Annotated in this window: 21 protein-coding genes and 3 pseudogenes; 23 read left to right on the forward strand and 1 reads right to left on the reverse strand. The window is 33.4% G+C overall.

The annotated features are described in order from the left end of the window. The first annotated feature begins 10 nt into the window (after positions 1–10). The 16 genes and pseudogenes from AC0OM3_RS09310 to AC0OM3_RS09385 all read left to right on the forward strand — a co-directional run bounded on the left by AC0OM3_RS09310 (position 11) and on the right by AC0OM3_RS09385 (position 9,409). Positions 11–730 (forward strand): DUF5081 family protein, encoded by a 720-nt coding sequence (locus AC0OM3_RS09310; RefSeq protein WP_000514127.1) that lies wholly within the window; start codon positions 11–13, stop codon positions 728–730. Next, positions 730–1,056 (forward strand): hypothetical protein, encoded by a 327-nt coding sequence (locus AC0OM3_RS09315; RefSeq protein ID WP_001198196.1) that lies wholly within the window; start codon positions 730–732, stop codon positions 1,054–1,056. Before AC0OM3_RS09310 ends, AC0OM3_RS09315 begins: the two co-directional genes overlap by 1 nt. A gap of 32 nt (positions 1,057–1,088) precedes the next feature. Then, on the forward strand, positions 1,089–2,717 hold the full coding sequence (locus AC0OM3_RS09320) for a hypothetical protein (protein ID WP_000382716.1): 1,629 nt from the start codon (positions 1,089–1,091) through the stop codon (positions 2,715–2,717). Positions 2,718–2,724: 7 nt separating this feature from the next. Then, positions 2,725–3,117, forward strand: coding sequence for an immunity 22 family protein (locus AC0OM3_RS09325; protein WP_000997785.1), 393 nt, complete (start codon positions 2,725–2,727; stop codon positions 3,115–3,117). Positions 3,118–3,232: 115 nt separating this feature from the next. Then, the gene (locus AC0OM3_RS09330; protein WP_014481648.1) at positions 3,233–3,415 is read left to right on the forward strand and encodes a hypothetical protein; all 183 of its coding nucleotides are present in this window, start codon (positions 3,233–3,235) and stop codon (positions 3,413–3,415) included. A 67-nt stretch (positions 3,416–3,482) separates the two neighbouring features. Continuing rightward, positions 3,483–3,857: an immunity 22 family protein gene (locus AC0OM3_RS09335; RefSeq protein WP_033672702.1), complete on the forward strand. Its 375-nt coding sequence runs from the start codon at positions 3,483–3,485 to the stop codon at positions 3,855–3,857. 588 nt (positions 3,858–4,445) lie between these two features. Beyond that, complete coding sequence (locus AC0OM3_RS09340) at positions 4,446–4,583, forward strand: hypothetical protein (RefSeq protein ID WP_074625239.1); 138 nt, start codon at positions 4,446–4,448, stop codon at positions 4,581–4,583. Next, a complete protein-coding gene (locus AC0OM3_RS09345) occupies positions 4,568–5,353 on the forward strand; it encodes a recombinase family protein (protein WP_000391698.1) in 786 nt (261 codons plus the stop codon). The genes AC0OM3_RS09340 and AC0OM3_RS09345 overlap by 16 nt, the downstream gene beginning before the upstream one ends. Positions 5,354–5,508: 155 nt before the next feature. Further along, positions 5,509–6,051, forward strand: a pseudogene (locus tag AC0OM3_RS09350) (IS110 family transposase); the annotation flags it as partial. Between the two features lie 354 nt (positions 6,052–6,405). After that, complete coding sequence (locus tag AC0OM3_RS09355) at positions 6,406–6,534, forward strand: hypothetical protein (protein ID WP_000517810.1); 129 nt, start codon at positions 6,406–6,408, stop codon at positions 6,532–6,534. A gap of 3 nt (positions 6,535–6,537) precedes the next feature. Further along, entirely contained in the window at positions 6,538–7,056 is a 519-nt protein-coding gene (locus AC0OM3_RS09360) for an SMI1/KNR4 family protein (protein ID WP_098205079.1), read from the forward strand. An 80-nt stretch (positions 7,057–7,136) separates the two neighbouring features. Then, the gene (locus AC0OM3_RS09365; RefSeq protein WP_050551993.1) at positions 7,137–7,316 is read left to right on the forward strand and encodes a hypothetical protein; all 180 of its coding nucleotides are present in this window, start codon (positions 7,137–7,139) and stop codon (positions 7,314–7,316) included. Next, positions 7,280–7,497 (forward strand): annotated as a pseudogene (locus AC0OM3_RS09370) (DNA/RNA non-specific endonuclease); the annotation flags it as partial. The gene AC0OM3_RS09365 and the pseudogene AC0OM3_RS09370, both read left to right, overlap by 37 nt. Before the next feature lie 12 nt (positions 7,498–7,509). Then, positions 7,510–7,905, forward strand: a complete 396-nt coding sequence (locus tag AC0OM3_RS09375; RefSeq protein ID WP_000673073.1) for an HNH endonuclease — start codon at positions 7,510–7,512, stop codon at positions 7,903–7,905. A gap of 15 nt (positions 7,906–7,920) precedes the next feature. After that, positions 7,921–8,361: an SMI1/KNR4 family protein gene (locus tag AC0OM3_RS09380; RefSeq protein WP_001052205.1), complete on the forward strand. Its 441-nt coding sequence runs from the start codon at positions 7,921–7,923 to the stop codon at positions 8,359–8,361. 721 nt (positions 8,362–9,082) lie between these two features. Beyond that, positions 9,083–9,409, forward strand: a complete 327-nt coding sequence (locus tag AC0OM3_RS09385; RefSeq protein WP_001071901.1) for a DUF3895 domain-containing protein — start codon at positions 9,083–9,085, stop codon at positions 9,407–9,409. Between the two features lie 110 nt (positions 9,410–9,519). On the opposite strand, the gene AC0OM3_RS09390 is transcribed toward AC0OM3_RS09385, so the two are convergent. Further along, positions 9,520–10,227, reverse strand: a complete 708-nt coding sequence (locus tag AC0OM3_RS09390) for a DNA alkylation repair protein (protein WP_474211530.1) — start codon at positions 10,225–10,227, stop codon at positions 9,520–9,522. 203 nt (positions 10,228–10,430) lie between these two features. Between AC0OM3_RS09390 and AC0OM3_RS09395 the strand changes: the two genes are divergently transcribed. The 7 genes and pseudogenes from AC0OM3_RS09395 to AC0OM3_RS09425 all read left to right on the forward strand — a co-directional run bounded on the left by AC0OM3_RS09395 (position 10,431) and on the right by AC0OM3_RS09425 (position 16,060). Continuing rightward, positions 10,431–10,919, forward strand: coding sequence for an antitoxin YezG family protein (locus tag AC0OM3_RS09395; RefSeq protein WP_474211789.1), 489 nt, complete (start codon positions 10,431–10,433; stop codon positions 10,917–10,919). A gap of 103 nt (positions 10,920–11,022) precedes the next feature. Next, entirely contained in the window at positions 11,023–11,397 is a 375-nt protein-coding gene (locus tag AC0OM3_RS09400) for an immunity 22 family protein (protein ID WP_000451796.1), read from the forward strand. A gap of 127 nt (positions 11,398–11,524) precedes the next feature. After that, positions 11,525–11,863 (forward strand): DUF4064 domain-containing protein, encoded by a 339-nt coding sequence (locus AC0OM3_RS09405; protein ID WP_000831724.1) that lies wholly within the window; start codon positions 11,525–11,527, stop codon positions 11,861–11,863. A 101-nt stretch (positions 11,864–11,964) separates the two neighbouring features. Further along, entirely contained in the window at positions 11,965–12,294 is a 330-nt protein-coding gene (locus AC0OM3_RS09410) for a hypothetical protein (protein WP_000587855.1), read from the forward strand. Positions 12,295–12,350: 56 nt separating this feature from the next. Next, a pseudogene (locus AC0OM3_RS09415) lies at positions 12,351–13,308 on the forward strand (DUF3994 domain-containing protein). A 155-nt stretch (positions 13,309–13,463) separates the two neighbouring features. Next, the gene (locus tag AC0OM3_RS09420) at positions 13,464–13,922 is read left to right on the forward strand and encodes a hypothetical protein (protein ID WP_474211531.1); all 459 of its coding nucleotides are present in this window, start codon (positions 13,464–13,466) and stop codon (positions 13,920–13,922) included. Between the two features lie 338 nt (positions 13,923–14,260). Beyond that, positions 14,261–16,060: an S-layer homology domain-containing protein gene (locus tag AC0OM3_RS09425; protein WP_033690217.1), complete on the forward strand. Its 1,800-nt coding sequence runs from the start codon at positions 14,261–14,263 to the stop codon at positions 16,058–16,060. The last annotated feature ends 254 nt before the right edge of the window (positions 16,061–16,314 follow it).

Genomic DNA, 16,314 nt, shown 5'->3' on the forward strand with positions numbered 1-16,314 from the left:
GGATAAAAGAATGGGGAAAGAAATGAGTTTTGCACCTGCTGAATTATATGTTCTCGCAGGTGCAGCTGGGGTTACCGATATATTTGGATTGCCAAACCGTGACGCAATTATTTTACTTGATGAAGAATGTGTCACGAAAGCAACTACGAGTTTAAAAGAAAAAGGCCTACTTACAAGTGAAAATGGAATTACCCCTGCAGCTTTTCAAATAATTGAACTATTAAAGGAATATGAAAATTGTCATGAATACACGAGAATGAATAATGTATTAATTGGCTTTTTAAAAGAGGATAAAGACCGAGTGGCTGTATTAACAGAAATAGAACCAAATAAAAAATACGAGATCGACTACATACCAAAACCGGACGTATATTTTTCCTTATTAACACGCATCCCTTTCTTATTGAGAGAACCGAGGGACATAGAAGATACATTTTTCTCAAAGAGAATGACAGAAACAGAACAACAAACATTTGAGGAAAAAGATTTATCAAATAAAGACGTTATAGCGATGGAAACGTATACGAGGCCTCGTAGTAATAGAGGAGGAAAATGGGAATGTTTCTTATATTTCACTGAAGGAGAAGATTACGTTCAAATAGATGTAGAACGTAATCGATATGACTGGGTGAGCCTCTATGCGGTAAATAAGAAATTGTATGACGTGTTAAAAATGCCGTATAAAAAATTAATTGACCCGAGACAATTTTCGTTAGGAGGTATTGAATAATGCAAGTATCAATGGGAGACGGTGGTTCTGGTGGTGGAGAAGAAGTATTAGTTAATTTTCAAGAACTACTTGATATAGTAATGAAATTAGAAAATATATATAAAATCCATTTAGACGTCATTGGAACGAATATTGAGAGTTTATTAAGTAGTGATTTTTATCAAAAAGGTGAAGCAATGAGAGTAATTGAAAAATACCCTGATATATTACACAAAACACTTGAATTGTCTGAACACTATTATAGGTCGGCGACAGTTGTAAGGGACGCATGTGTAGAAATGTTTGAAAAGGACGAACAATTACGTGAAATATTAAGTAAGTTGTAGAAATCACCATACGGCTGGGGGATGAAAACGAAATGGATGTGAAATATAGACCTGAACCATGGCAAAACATGGGAGATGGTATGAATAGAATTACAAAAGATGCACTCATAAAATTACAGCGCGCAAATGAATTATTGAAAAAAATTGATGGAAGAATACGAGATTTAGACTCAGATGGCAGTATACATTTTAACCCAAAAGATCAATCGCAAAAAATAGGAGAATTACTTGATAGCTATTCGACATTACAAAAATATTGCGGAGAAGCCGGGCGATTGGTCTCTGAACATATAGATAAACCTTTTTTAGTAGAAATGGATAAATTCGCTCAAAAAATGAGAGATACATCTATTCTCAGTTTCAAAACAGATAACCGAATTGGCTCCACAACAACGACAGTATTACCAGGTGCGCATGCAGGCTACGGAAGTGTACCACAAACAATACAGAAGAAGAAAGATAAAATAACAGTAGAAGATATTTTTAAAGATTCACCTGCATTTGATAAAGTACTGAGAGGGGAATACAAAGAACTAAAAAAACAAAATCCAGATGCAAAATTAAATTATGAAGAATACAAGAAAGTAGTCCCATCCACACGAGGATTTGAATACAAATCGATAGAAGATGAACAGAAAAAACTAGAAATGGTGCGAGACATAGGAATAGGCGTAGGAATCATCATCACAACAATCCTTTGTCCACCACTCGGGGCCGCTGCCGCAGTAGTATACGGAGGTGTACAAATAAAAAGCGGTATCGACGGAGAAGACTGGGGAACACATAGGAAATTGAGCCAAGAAGAGCGGGTAGGAAACATCATTTTTGGCGGATTAGATGCAATCCCAGTTGTTGGAGCAGTAGGAAAAGGAGTAAAAGCATTCAAAGGGACGAGTGAATTAGCTGATTTAGCCAAATTATTAAAATTCAAAGAAGGAATGCCTGGTTTTAATCCAAATTTGGGTAAAAATGTGGTACAATCGCTAAAGGAAAATAAGACTTTAAAAAATGCACTAGATGCTATGAAAAATACTCCTATTCCAGTAGCAGTTAGGATGGTGGATACTGGAATAGGAATGAGGCTTCCTTATATAGAATCTTCAACTGTTGGAGAAGTAGCTGGAAAGTTTTCAAAAGCAAGTACGGCAGCTAAGGATGACGCTTATCAACTTGCTAAGGGTAGTGGTGGTTCAGGAGTTAGTAAGGAAGGTAGTGTGGCTAAGGGTACGGGTGAAGCTATAGGGAAAATAACTATTCCTTCTATTAGGAATGGAGAGTTCAATAAATGGTTTGACGAGTTATCTTCAAAGGAGTTTAATAAAATGTGGGAGAACCCTAAGTTAAGAAAAAGGATTGAAGATAGAATTCGAAGACCGGGAGGATATCATGAGTGGCATTTGGTGGCAAGAACTCCAAAGTTTAAAGAGTGGGGAATATCAATGAATGATATAAAAGAAATGAGAACTTTAACAAAAGATGTAAAATTTGTTAATCCACCTGGTGTTCATGGTGGCGAAGGTTCTACAGTAGCTCATAATCAAATTCTAAGAATTATAGATACATCAAAAGATTATGAAACCTTTGTAAAAAGATTAAATAATTGGGCAGAAGATAGATTGGAAAGCGGAAAGATGGGATTACCAATTGAATTAAGGAGGTAGTAAAATTATGAATGACCATGTATCAATATGGATTGGGAATTTTGAGAATGAGGAAGAGTTAATGAATTATACAAATATTGAGTATACAGAAGATGGAGACAGTATTTCTTCAACTTTCGAAAAAGACTTTAACTTAGATTATTATGATCGCGATTTAATTGAAAAGAAATGGATTAGTAAATCGACAAACAGTGTGAAGGATTTATTAGATGGATTTTCTTACTCCGATCAATTTTTAGAACAGTTTGATACTATAAGATATAGTGAAGAATTTAATGCTGCTATTCTAATTTACAATTTGGAATATGATGCTCAAAAAACAAAAGGTAAATTTAAAAATAGTGATTTGAAGTTTATCGGTGTGGCACAATATACAATTACTGTAGATGATAGATGGTAATTTTTTAACTTTATGAAAGTATATGAGTTAAATTAAGCGTATTAAAAACCTTGAGTGGCTGATTGCCTTTCAAGGTTTTTTTACTTTAGTTTAAATTAAATAAGCTAATATTTGAGTGGGACAATTTGTTAATCCAATAGGTAAACATGGTGATATAGGTTCTACTACAACACATAATGAGTTGTTAAAAATTATTGATAGTTCTTTAGATTATAGTACATTTAAAAGAAGATTAAAAAATTGGGCACATTTTAGATTGAAAGGTGGAATAAATTCATTACCTGAAGGCTTAAGATAAGTGATGTTACTATAATTTATATATAGGGGGATTCATTATGGAAAAACCGGGCGTAATGTCTTTATAGATAGGTAATTTTAGAACTAAGCAAAGTCTAAAAGAATATGTTGAAATTAAGTTTGATGAAGTTGGGGACAGAATTCAATCTAAATTCATGAGAGACTTTAATATTGATTTTATTGATTATAACCAAGATTTATTAGAGAGTATCTTGATAGAGGGCTCCACTACATCGTTGACTACCCTTTTAAGTGGTTCCTCTTACGAAGCGGAAATTTTATCACAATTTGTGGAACATTATGGGGAAGAATTGCCAGAAACCTATGATTCTGTTATTAGATTATATGATTTTGAGTACGATGGAGATATAGATGAAGTTAAATTTAAAAGTGGAAATTTAATTTATATGGGGTCAGTTGTATATGAGGAATGGGATGAATAGTTTGTGATTTAGTGAAGGAAACCAATACAATTAGCTATAGTAACTGCCTAAGTATTTATTACAGGACTTATAGGTTATATACTAGAGTGATAAAGCATGTGGTACTAAAATTTGTATACACAGTCAGGTAAGGCATGAGAACGAAAAAGAATAGGCTGTTAAAAAGTAAAGACCTCATGATGGTTGTACCATCATAGAGTGTTATGTGCAATGATAGAATAGAAAATAAAGTACGAGCTTAGGCGAGATGACATTTTACCGGGCGATAAATATAAACACATGGAATGTATATTAAACTAACGAACTCGTACAAACTCGTAAGTTTTAACGTAGTAGTTGTCACGACATATAAAAGGTGTCATACTGTTACTACAAAACTTACAAATTTACGCGACTTAAAAACATATGAACTTAAAGCACTTGATTGTCAATTAAAGACAACAAGTGCTTTTTTGCGTTTTAGCGTAGAAATTTAAAAGAGCACTATAATTTTATAAGTGCATTAAGTGTTAAATTTTTATTGTTGTTTTATAGACTGTAGTGGCTGTGAACAGTGTACGACGATAGTAGAGGAAAAAATAAAGGGTTGTGTTACTTTTTGAAGTCATCGTAAAGTACGTTTTAACGGATGGACGTTATGCACACGTTATCCGCAAAAAACGGGTAAACGTTACAGGGACTTTAATTGCTGTAACGGGAGAGGAATCAATATGGAAGAGAAAGTAGTTGGTTATGTACGAGTTTCAACAGAAGGACAAGTGCGTGAAGGTTATAGCTTAACGTATCAAGTAGAAGAAATCGAACGTTATTGTATGGAAAATAACTTACAATTGCTTCATGTATATGAAGATAGAGGACTAAGTGGCGCAACTGTTGATGAAAATGGATTAACAGTTGAACGTGAAGGCTTACAAGAACTATTGTCAGATATGGCATATCAACAAGTGAGGCGCGTGATTGTATTAAATACATCTCGGTTATGGCGCTCTGATATGGCAAAAGTATTAATACAACGAGAGCTAAAGAAACATAAGGTTGATGTGAAAGCGATTGAACAACCCAATTATAGTATATACACGCATGACCCAAATGATTTTTTAGTAAATGGCATGTTAGAACTACTAGATCAATATCAACGTCTCGAGATTGCATTGAAGCTGAGTAGAGGCAGAAAGAAGAAAGCGGAACAAGGTGGATATGCGGGTGGCGGTGTGATGTTTGGGTACACAGTCAAGAAAGGACAAAAAGTGTTAGAAGTAGATGCAGAAAAAGCAGTGGTTGTACGTAGACTATTTGAGTTACGACACTTTTTTAGGCAGTGGTCGCTGACTCAATTGGCAGAACGACTGAATGCAGAAGGCTATCGTACAGAGAAAGGGAAACGGTTTACGAAAGTACAAGTGAAACGCATGTTAGACCGGGAGAGCTTTTATCGAGGGATATACACATATGGTCAAATACAGACAAATGGGAAACATTCAGCAATTATTTTATAAACTCACTTAAAAAATTAGCTCATTTTACTATACATACTACTAGAGTGATGAAAATGGCTAGGCTTGCGTACCTATGCGCATCGGAAGATGAACGCTCGAACTAAGGTTGCCGACATTTTTATATATGACTAAATCATTGAATAGAGGGATGAGTTATGCATCATAGGCAGAACTATTTGTATGTAGGAGTAGATTTACATAAAGAGCAGCATACGGCTGTTATTATTAATTGTTGGCAAGAGAAACTAGGAGAAATACAATTTGAGAATAAACCATCTGCATTTTCGAAGTTCTTATTAGAAGTAGAGACATATGTGTGTGATGGGATAACTGTTGTATTTGGTTTAGAAGATGTTGGTGGTTATGGAAGAGCGTTAGCGAAATATTTAGTAGACCATGAACGAGTTGTGAAAGAAGTAAATCCAGCTTTATCATTTTTAGAGCGAAAGAGCCAAGTGATGATACAAAAAAATGATAGTTGGGATGCGGAATGTGTAGCACGCATACTGATAAACAAATTTAATCAACTGCCAGATGCAAAGCCAAACGATTTATTTTGGTCGATACAACAACTAGTTTCAAGAAGGAATGCATTAGTAAAAGCACAAAGTGCATTAAAGAACCAACTACATATTCAATTAAACCATCATTATCCAAGCTATAAAAAGTTTTTTTCAGAGTTAGATGGGAAAACAGCTTATGAATTGCCGGTAGTGGAAGAAAAAGAAGTAGTTTAATAAGGTTTTACATGGTTTGCTTTTTTATTGTGAGAGTTTAAGATTACAACATAGGGTACGGGTAAAACTGGGGGACCTGTTGAAGTCAAAGCACCACCAGGAGCGACAGATGAACAGATAGCACAAGTTAAGGCTTATGTTGAGGGATCTAATAAAGCTTTAGAAGCGGGTGCTTTATCACCAACAGGAAGAGTATCAACTAAAGGTAAATTAAGACAAGAAGCTTCACGTGCGGCAAGACTAGAAGGCAAGCGTGCTGCCGATAATGGAGAAGCATACAAGGGACATGTTGGTCATGTTCCCGATACAACTTGGATGGGGAAACCGGATCCTCATAGTTGGTTAGACCTTGACCCAAAAGTTAATATGAGCATAGGTGGACAGGCTAATAAATATCCAATTGGTTATAAACCTACAAAATTTAAGTTTGTAGAGGAGGAGTAGACGGTGAATAATTGGAAAGATAAGATAGCTACAATGATTTTAGTGAAGCAGGAGCTAATGAAACAAGATGTAGAAAAAATATGGCCACACCATTTTCCAGAGGTAGGAGCAAATGGAAAATCTATTTGCACTATTGAACAAGAATTGGGATATAAACTTGATTCAATGTATCGAGAATTTCTTCAATATGCCAATGGTTGGGCAGGTTTTTATCAAACGGTGGATTTATTTGGTACGGAGCAATTAAAGGAATCTTCTATAATGGATTATGCTCAGATGCTATTAAAAGCTATAGATGATGTTGTTTTAGAGGGTAGTGGTGTTTTAAGACATGAGCTACTACCAATTGCAGTTTCGAAATTTGATAGGGATTTATTTGTTTTATGTCTACCTTCTTCTTCTAGACCAGGAGAGATTATTTGGTTTGCGGGCGAAGAAATAGATAGATTTGAGAACTTTGACGAGTACTTTTTAGCAATGATTGACTATAATAGAGAAGAAATATTAGCTTTAAAGGGGTAGTTTATACAATTATGCTTGTTTTAAGTGTATTTTACTGTACATCTATAAAAACATAAATACTGATAAATCTATAGCAAAATATATTTGAAGTGGACAGAAAACAAAATAGATATATTGTTACTACAAAACTTACAAATTTATGCTACTTAAAAACATATGAACTTAAAGCACTTGATTGTCAATTAAAGGCAACGAGTGCTTTTTTGCGTTTTAGCGTAGAAATAATGTGGTACAATCGCTTAAGGAAAATAACACTTTAAAGAATACACTAGATGCTATGAAAAATACTCCTATTCCAGTAGCAGTTAGGACGGTGGATACTGGAATAGGAATGAAGCTTCCTTATATAGAATCTTCAACTGTTGGAGAAGTAGCTGGAAAGTTTTCAAAGGCAAGTACGGCAGCTATGACGCTTATCAACTTGCTAAGGGTACGGGTAAAAATCCAGAAATAGTGAAATTTACAGAGGAACAATTATCTACTAAACCCTTATATTCTAGAAATCCTGAAAAATGGCAGAAAAAAGGTGGGAAAATCGAAATTAGTGAGGAAGGAATATGGACTTATATTGATTGGGAGATTCCTCCAAATCGAGTTTCTTATCCTGGAGGTTTTCCCAACTTTAAATCTGCTGGGTTGGTAAGACAAGAAGTTCCGATAGGTGAATTTAATAGATATGACATTGATTTTGCTAAAGCTGATGAATTAGCTCCAAATGGACCAAAATTAGATGAAAACACATGGCACCATCATCAAGATTTAACAACAATGCAAGAAGTTAGTAAAGAGATACACAGAAGATTTCGACATATGGGTGGAATGTCATTAGCTAAGAAGTTAAAAGATTAAATAGGAGTGAAATAAATGAATTTAAATGCTTTTGGTAAAGCAACTGAAGAATCAATTGAAGAATTAGAAGAGTTTTTAGGATTTTTACTTCCGGAAGATTATAAAAAATTTTTAAGTGAATATAACGGAGGGACTTCGAAAGTTAGGTATAGTAAATTTTTTGTTAAAGAATTAAATCAGGAAATCCCTTTAGATGTTTTGTATGGTATAGGTGTAACAAAAACTTTTGATTTAAGTGAATGCTATGAAGAGTTTGAAGAAGATATGTTACCGACCAGTTTAATCATAGGAGATGATCCGAATTCAGGGTTAATTGTACTTATTACAGATACTGAAAACCATGGTGTATATTATTGGGATCACTCTTTTTATTTTCCACAGTCTAGTGAAGAAGAAAATACGTATAAAATAGCTGATAGCTTTAAGGATTTTATTAATGGATTGAAGAATCCTTAATTACCAGATTTTGTATGTTGTAATTAATAATTTAAGATATTAAGCAAATATACGAAATGGGTTACAGTAACTTTATAAATGCTAAAACTATACTTTATACATGAGAATGCTAAAAAATGTGGTGCTTGGCTAAAGATAACAATCATATATGTAGATGAATAGAAAATAAAGTGTATTTGCAGTGGAAAAAAAGATTAGGCTATTAAAAAGTGCATACTTCAAAACACATGGAATGCATATTAAACTAACGAACTGATAGAAACTCGTAAGTTTTAACGTAGTAGTTGTTACCACATATAAAAGTCGTTATACTGTTACTATAAAACTTACAAATTTATGCTATTTAAAAAAGATGAAACTTAAAGCACTTGATTGTCTATTTGAGGCAACAAGTGCTTTTTTGCGTTTTAGCGTAGAAATCTAAAAGATCACTATAATTTTATTATGTAAACTTTTTCTGTTTTTTTACATAGTTTTTTATACAACTAACGAGAAGAAAAATGTTTACTATTACTTTCATTCCTGTAATAACGAATTCTACAATAGAAGACAGAACGTATATTTGGTATAATCAAAATATACTATATGAAATGATGTACATGAGTTTGAAATTCATGCAACGAGGTAAGCACTACATAACAATAGCTAATATTTAAAGTTCTTGTACCTATAGAATTCAATTCATGTTATATAAATCAATTGTTAGAAAGGAACAGGTGTAATGAATCAAATTTCATTTGAAGATTTATTTGAAGAAGAAAAAGAAAAGGTGGAGGTAGCTGAGATATGTAAGGTACCAGCCCCTTTATCACCATTACAAAAAGATATTTTAGAATTAATTGATTGTGAAGAAATAAGTGCGCTTGAGCTATGTGAACGATTAATAAGATCTGGTAAAATACCCGATGAAAGATTCACTACGAATAAGCCTAAAGCATATGGACAAGTATGTTTACTATTAGAAGGTTTTGTTACAGAAGGAAAACTTATTTTTATCAAAGATGATGAGAAAAGAGATAGGGTATATAAATTGAAAGAAGAAGTTTGAGATGTATAGTGGGAGATGAATGATTGGTTCCCTTTAATTTGCAGCTCCGTTAGTCTAGTAATGTCCACAAAAAAGGTGTCAATCTCTCCTACATTGACACCTTCATACTTTTAACACCTTACATACTTACGTTTAAAACCAAGTCTTCCTCTATCAAGTTCTTTCTGAATACTCTCTGTAGCATTTAACAAACTGCTTTTTTTATTATCACGTTTGACTTCAACTATACCAACTTCTTTTGCAATCTCGACTGCTTTTTCGTGTAGTGGTACATATGAAATTGCCACGGTGTTTAGGAAATTATTCATAGCGGATTTTGTTCGTTCTGGAGAATGATGAATTGTATCTTTCACCATTTCAAGCATATCGGAAATTTTACTTTCGGAAAACTCATTGTCTTTGCGATTTCCTAAAAGCCAACAGTAGCAACTCCAGCCTGCAGACATTTTAAGCTCGTCCCCACTTGCAATCCATTTATCAGCAACGTCTTGTGCAATATTTGACTCCGATAAAGTTACGGCTACAACATAATCAGATAGCATATAAAAATAAGCCCCATCTATCCAACGATCAAAATCAGACTCACTCATAGCTTTCGGATCCGCAATAATGCCTGCAAAGTACATAGCATCGTAATTACCTGTCGCATAAAGTTCTTCAGCTAACTCTTGGTTTAATTTTATTTGTTTGGCGATTGGTTTCATAGCACCTGTAGCTACTCCGAATACTGGCTCATGCGCACCGTTAGATATGTATATTTTTTTCGTTCGTTCCTTACCTAGAGCCTCAAGTTCTTGCATAACTGTTTTAAAATCCATAGCTGTGCACTTCCTTCCTTCATGTAAGAGCCTTTTTAAGTCTTTCATATTTCTTATTTTAATACTAATTGTATTTAAGAGGTATGTCTACTTTCTAAAGGCATCGAAACTTGGTTTGAATTTTAGATGAAATAAAGAGCTAATTAAAAGGGTGGTATAATATAGAAAAAGTGAATGATGAAAATCAAATAGGGGGTATTCAATTGGAAATAAAATTGAATCGATTATATAGAGAGATAGCGGAAACGGTTCATGCCATGATTCCAGAAGAATGGGAGAAATTTTATTTTTATGCACAAATATCAGAAGCTGGAGGGGGAACTTACTTTTTCTATAACAACTTCAGAAATAAACAAAATTATAAGTATAGTGTAGAAATTCCTTTTAAATACGAAGTTAATGAAGAGGAGTTTGAAAGGAAAGAAGATTCTTTATATGAATTGAGTAAGGAATTAAGAGATGTTTTTAAAGATAATCAGCAAGAGCTTTGGTACTCTTTTACAATGTCTCTGGAACATAGTGGGGAATTTAACATGCATTTCGATTATACCAATTGGCTCGAAACAGAATATAGTTTTAGTGATCAAATGATTATTTGGAAACATAAATACTTAGGTGAAGTACCAATTAATGAAAATGATAAAGCGTTAATTAATAAGTATGATAATGAATTTCCGAATAACCCCATTTAACTAAATGGAAAGAAGAAATGTTTTTTATAAAAATTATGTATTTTAAAGTAGTCGGTAAGTTATAAAATTGGTTCTGCAAGATAAAAAATAAAGGAGAACTACAATGGAAGTACATGGAATGGTTTCAATATGGATAGGTAATATGAAAACGCAAGATCAGTTAGATGCATATATCGATGTTACATATGATGAAGAAGGAGATGCTATACCAGCGAGTTTTTTTGTTGATTTTAATATAGATATGATTGATGTAGATGAGGATTTTATTGAAAAGGAAGTGTTAGAAGAAGCAAGTGATGACATTTCTATGTTATTAACGGGATGTTCATATGATGACAAAATACTTTCTCGAATTAACGAAGAAGTTAAATTAAAGAAATCCTACAATTCTATCATATTAATTTATAATTTTCAGTATGACAATTCGGTTAGTAATTTTGAAGGTTTTGATTTTGTGACTGCTACAAGCTATCTATAATGGTAAGAAGGTCACTGTAAGGTAAGGAAGAATGAAAAGTATGTATAGTTTTTCCAATGAATATTTGGTATGATGGTGAATGGGAAAAATATACAAGCAGTTAGTGGTTCATAAAAGGGGGATTGAATTGAAAAGAACGCCTGAATTTGTATTAGGTTTAATTGGTGGCATTTTGGGAATTATTATTTCCATAATATTAATAGTTGTAGCGTTTAATATTATGGAAGGGGTTGATTACGAACTTTTAGCTTATTACTCTATTATTTTAACGGTTCAAATAGGGTTGTTCATTTTATCGTGTTTAGTAAACAAGGTTAATAATAAAGTTTATGGAGTTTGTATGATTGTGATTCCTATAGTTATGTTGTTTATGTCATTATTCTTTTTACTTATTCCGACAATTTTACAAATTATATCTGGTTCATTTGCATTTAGAACATTAAAGTTAGAATCGAATGTAAGCTAAATATAATTATTAACGTCTGAATATTCGGTTTTTTAAACATTTTCGTTTGCAGTTCAAATTAACATAAAGTACAAAGTTGTACGCTTTAGGAGGAGAAATAAATGATTATTTGGTCTGGTTGGGGTTTTTTAGTCGCAATTATTGTAATTATTAATACTCTTTTGGGTAAGGCTATCTTTGGATCTATAACGGGGGACGCTACATATTTTCAAGATCATAGTTGGCCAATGGCGGTAATGTTTATTATATCAGGGGTTATGTCTTGGTATTTAGGTAAATATATTAATAAGCCAGATGGGAAAGTTTATATAGATACCGAAACTGGTGAAAAAGTTATGTTTAACAAAAAGCACTCATTATTTTTTATAAAAATGGAATATTGGGGACCGATTCTAGGAGTTATTGCGATTGTAACTTTAATTACAAGATAAAAAAAGAGGATGGGTATAGCAAGAGTAATCTATTCAAGTAAAAGGAGAAATCAGTCATGAATACAAAGAAACTACTAGGGGTAGCAGTTCCGGTCATGTTGTTATTTGGTTGTGGAGTTTCTGAGAAAACGAACACTTCTAAACAGGAGAAAACAGAAGAGTCTAAAGTAAAAGAATCGAAGTCTAATAGTAAGAAAGAAAAAGTTTCAAAGGAAGACTATCCTAATAAAGTGTATAAATTAGGGATAGAGTTTGATAAGTTGTTTGCGGAGCATAACAATATTACAAGAGAGGTTTTTGATGGTAAGAAAAAGAAATCAGATATAGTAGATAGTGTGAAAGAATTAAATAAAACGTTAGATAAATTCGAGTCGATAGATCCCCCTGCAGAGTATGTAAATCAACAAAAGGATTTTGAAAAAGCAATTAGTTATTTTAGAGAGTCTTTTTCTTTAATCAATGAAGTATTCACCCGAAAAGAAAAAAAGAGAAAAAGGCGATAAGACTGATAAAGAGTTAATGGAGAAATCCGAAAAGTTAGTGAAAGAAGGAGATATTTACTGGCTTAAGGCATTCAAAGACCTTGAAGGGGATATTAAAATCGGTGACGGTACAGTATCTGTGAAAGATTTGAAAGAGTTAGATAAGAAAGCTGGAATTAATACGGATAACGTTATGAAGAATGTGAAGGATGGTACGGAATTAATTGGTAATTGGGGATTCAAAGGAACAGACGGTTTCATTATGTCACTTATTTTAAAAGGTGATAAGACATTTGAAACGTATGGTAAAGGTGAGTATCCAAATAAAAAGAATTATATTGAAGGCACTTGGGAATATGATAAGGAAGCTTTTACAATCTATTTACATCTCAATAAACGTTTAGTAGACGGTGTAGAAGATACAATTCAAAAAAAGAAAATAGCATATAAAGTTCAAGATTATGATGGGGAAAACTTGCAATTATTTAATGAGACGTCATTTCATACAATTAAGTATGTGAAGCAAAGTTAAAGTTATGTAGGACTAGGTTTAAATGGCCTGGTCCTTCATTAAAGTGCGAGTATGTAAATAATATGTTATCTTTCGTTCTGTTTACTTAGTATCATGTTATTCTTTAATAGAGTAATAAATGGAGTTTTACATTAAATATATGAGGTTGGTTACAAATGATAAAGAAATTCACTAGGTTAGTATTAATAGTGGTTATGCCAATCAGTCTTATTACAGGTTGTGGGGCTACTGAAAAAACTGAAGCACAAAAGCCGAAAGCGGTACAAACGGAGAAAAAGGACTATATGGATTATTCATATGGTAGCAAAGGTATATTAGTAAGTAGCAAAGCGAAAGAACGGCAACAATACGAGATTGGATATATGGATGATAATAAGTTAATTGGGATTGACGAAAATATTGAAGACTGCATTATTTTAGATAATAAAGATGAAGCAGGCCTCATTTGGAAACAAATAGAGCGTGGATTTATTATTGAAGTGCAATACGGTAAGGATCGCAATGATATCGTAGGCGTGCAATTCGTAGGAGATCGTGAGCCATACGAAATTAGTGATAAGTTTGATCGAAATACGATAAACGAAATTGTTGAAAACGTTAAAGGGAATTTGTAATAAATGTATTTCGATAGTATAGGATCTCTTATTATGAAATTGTATGTCAGTTATTTGCCTAAGTTTAAATTGATTATTTTGACGGTAGTTGTAATTAGTTGTAAAATAATGTTTGTTGACGGATTTTGTAAAAAGTATGTTAGATGAAATTCATCTGTAGGGATGACATATAAATATTTTCTTAATGGTTATAAAATATAATTATTTAAATATGTAAATAAAAAGAAGTCATATTAGAAGTACATAGTAGATTCATATTTTAACAAATTAATGTGAGAATAAAGGGAGGTTGAGATACATACACGGCGGGAATGTGTATGTATCTATCTATTATAATAATGAATAAGACAATCAAACAACAAGTAATCGCACTATCAACAAGTCTAGTGATTTTAGGGAGCGTACCTTTATCAGCATCAGCAAAAGAGTTGAACAAATCTCAAACTGATCAACTTAATATTGCCCAGGGAGAAAATGGAACGAGCGGATTAAATTATTCTAATTTCAAGTTGGAAGTTCCTGATCATGTACAAGTTAACGAAGCAGAAGTATCTGAAAATGAAAAAATTCTTTTAGAAGAATATAAGCATAAACATGATGAAACAGAAGAATTAAACAAAATGCAAGATGCTAAGAAGGGGCAAGTAGCAGAAAAGGAAGCTATTTCAAACATTGAAAAGGCATTTGAATCTGTAGATGGTCGAAATGATGGATCTGATCGTCAAATGAAACCTGTTGCAAAGCCAAGAGGTATTCAATATAGTGCACAGAGTACGAAGAAATATGGAACACTTGCAGGAGTTCCATTTGTGGAGTGGATTGTTCCAGCAGGAAATCCTGATATTCGTCCTGCAAATCCGATGAAAGCACGTTACATTACAATTCATGAGACCGCAAATACAGCCGCTGGTGCTAATGCTGAAAATCATGCGAAATATTTATACAAGCAAGCAACTGAAGGCACTTTCCGAACAGCTTCATGGCATTTTACTGTAGATGATAAACAAATTTATCAACACTTACCAACAAACGAAAATGGTTGGCATGCAGGAGATGGAGATGGTTCAGGAAACAGGGAGTCTATCGGTATCGAGATTGCGGTTAACCAAGACGGTGATTACAATAAAGCGTTAGAAAATGCAAAACGACTTGCAGGTTATTTAATGAACAAAGAAGGAATTGGTGCAGATCATATTTACAAGCATCAACAATGGAGCGGGAAAAAATGTCCTGACATTTTAATTTCACGTGGTAATTGGGCTGGTTTCGTACAAGGAATTCAGTGGTATGCAAATATAAATGCGCAGATTGATACGCCTTTACAAGATAAAAATGACTCATTTAATCCAAATGAAAATAATCCAGCTGAACCTAGCATGGAACTAGTGGTAAATGGTAGTGGCATCAATGTACGTAGTGATGCGGGTATTGAACATCGTGTTGTACGTAAAGCTTCAAACGGAGATCGTTACAAAGTATTAGCCGTTAAAAATGGTTGGTATAAAGTAGGTAATGGAGAATGGATTTTCTATGACCCAAGTTGGATTAAAATTAACTACAATGTACCAAAGGAAGAAGTACAAAAGCCTAAGGAAGAAGTACAAAAACCAAAAGATGATATTACAGGTGGCTGGTTTGAAGGGCATATTCGTAAATTAAACAGTCTAGGTATTATGCAAGGCGAAGGTAATGGTGTATTTGCGCCATATCGAAATGTAACGAGAGCGGAGTTTGCGAAATTAATCTCGAATGCTCTTAAACTACCAGAGGGAAATAAGTCATTTGTAGATATTAATGAGGCACATCCATCACTTCATGACGGTATTAAACGTTGTGCAAGTGCAGGAATTATTAATGGTCGTGGTGAAGGGATTTTTGATCCTAACTCACCAATTACTCGTGAAGAAGTATCTATTATGATTGACAAAGCATTACGATATAAAGGAATTACAGGAGAGTTAGTAGCATTACCATTTACAGATAAGCATTTAATAACATACAAAGAATCGGTTCAACGATTATACAGTCTAAAGGTAGTTAATGGTATTGGAAATAATGAGTTTGATCCCCGAGGTACAGCAACTCGTGGTCAGGCAGCTGCCTTTATTGTGAAGATGTTAGATTCAATGCAAAAATAAAATGAAACTTTAATCAGTGAGGGCCACTCGCATTGCAATCGAGCAGTTTATTCACCGAATTTTGAAATGAGAGTTTTACTGCCCGCAAATAGCAGAATAAATGGTATGTAGAAGCTGACATTGGTAGAAGTAAAAATAAGAAGAATTTGAAAGGAGCTATCCAAAATAATAATTTGGATAGCTCCTATTTAGTAGGAAGAACAAATTGTATTTCATAGATTGTAATGTAGAATGCCCTTCCAAGCCCCTTATAA

Source organism: Bacillus sp. FAU20 (assembly GCF_056033865.1).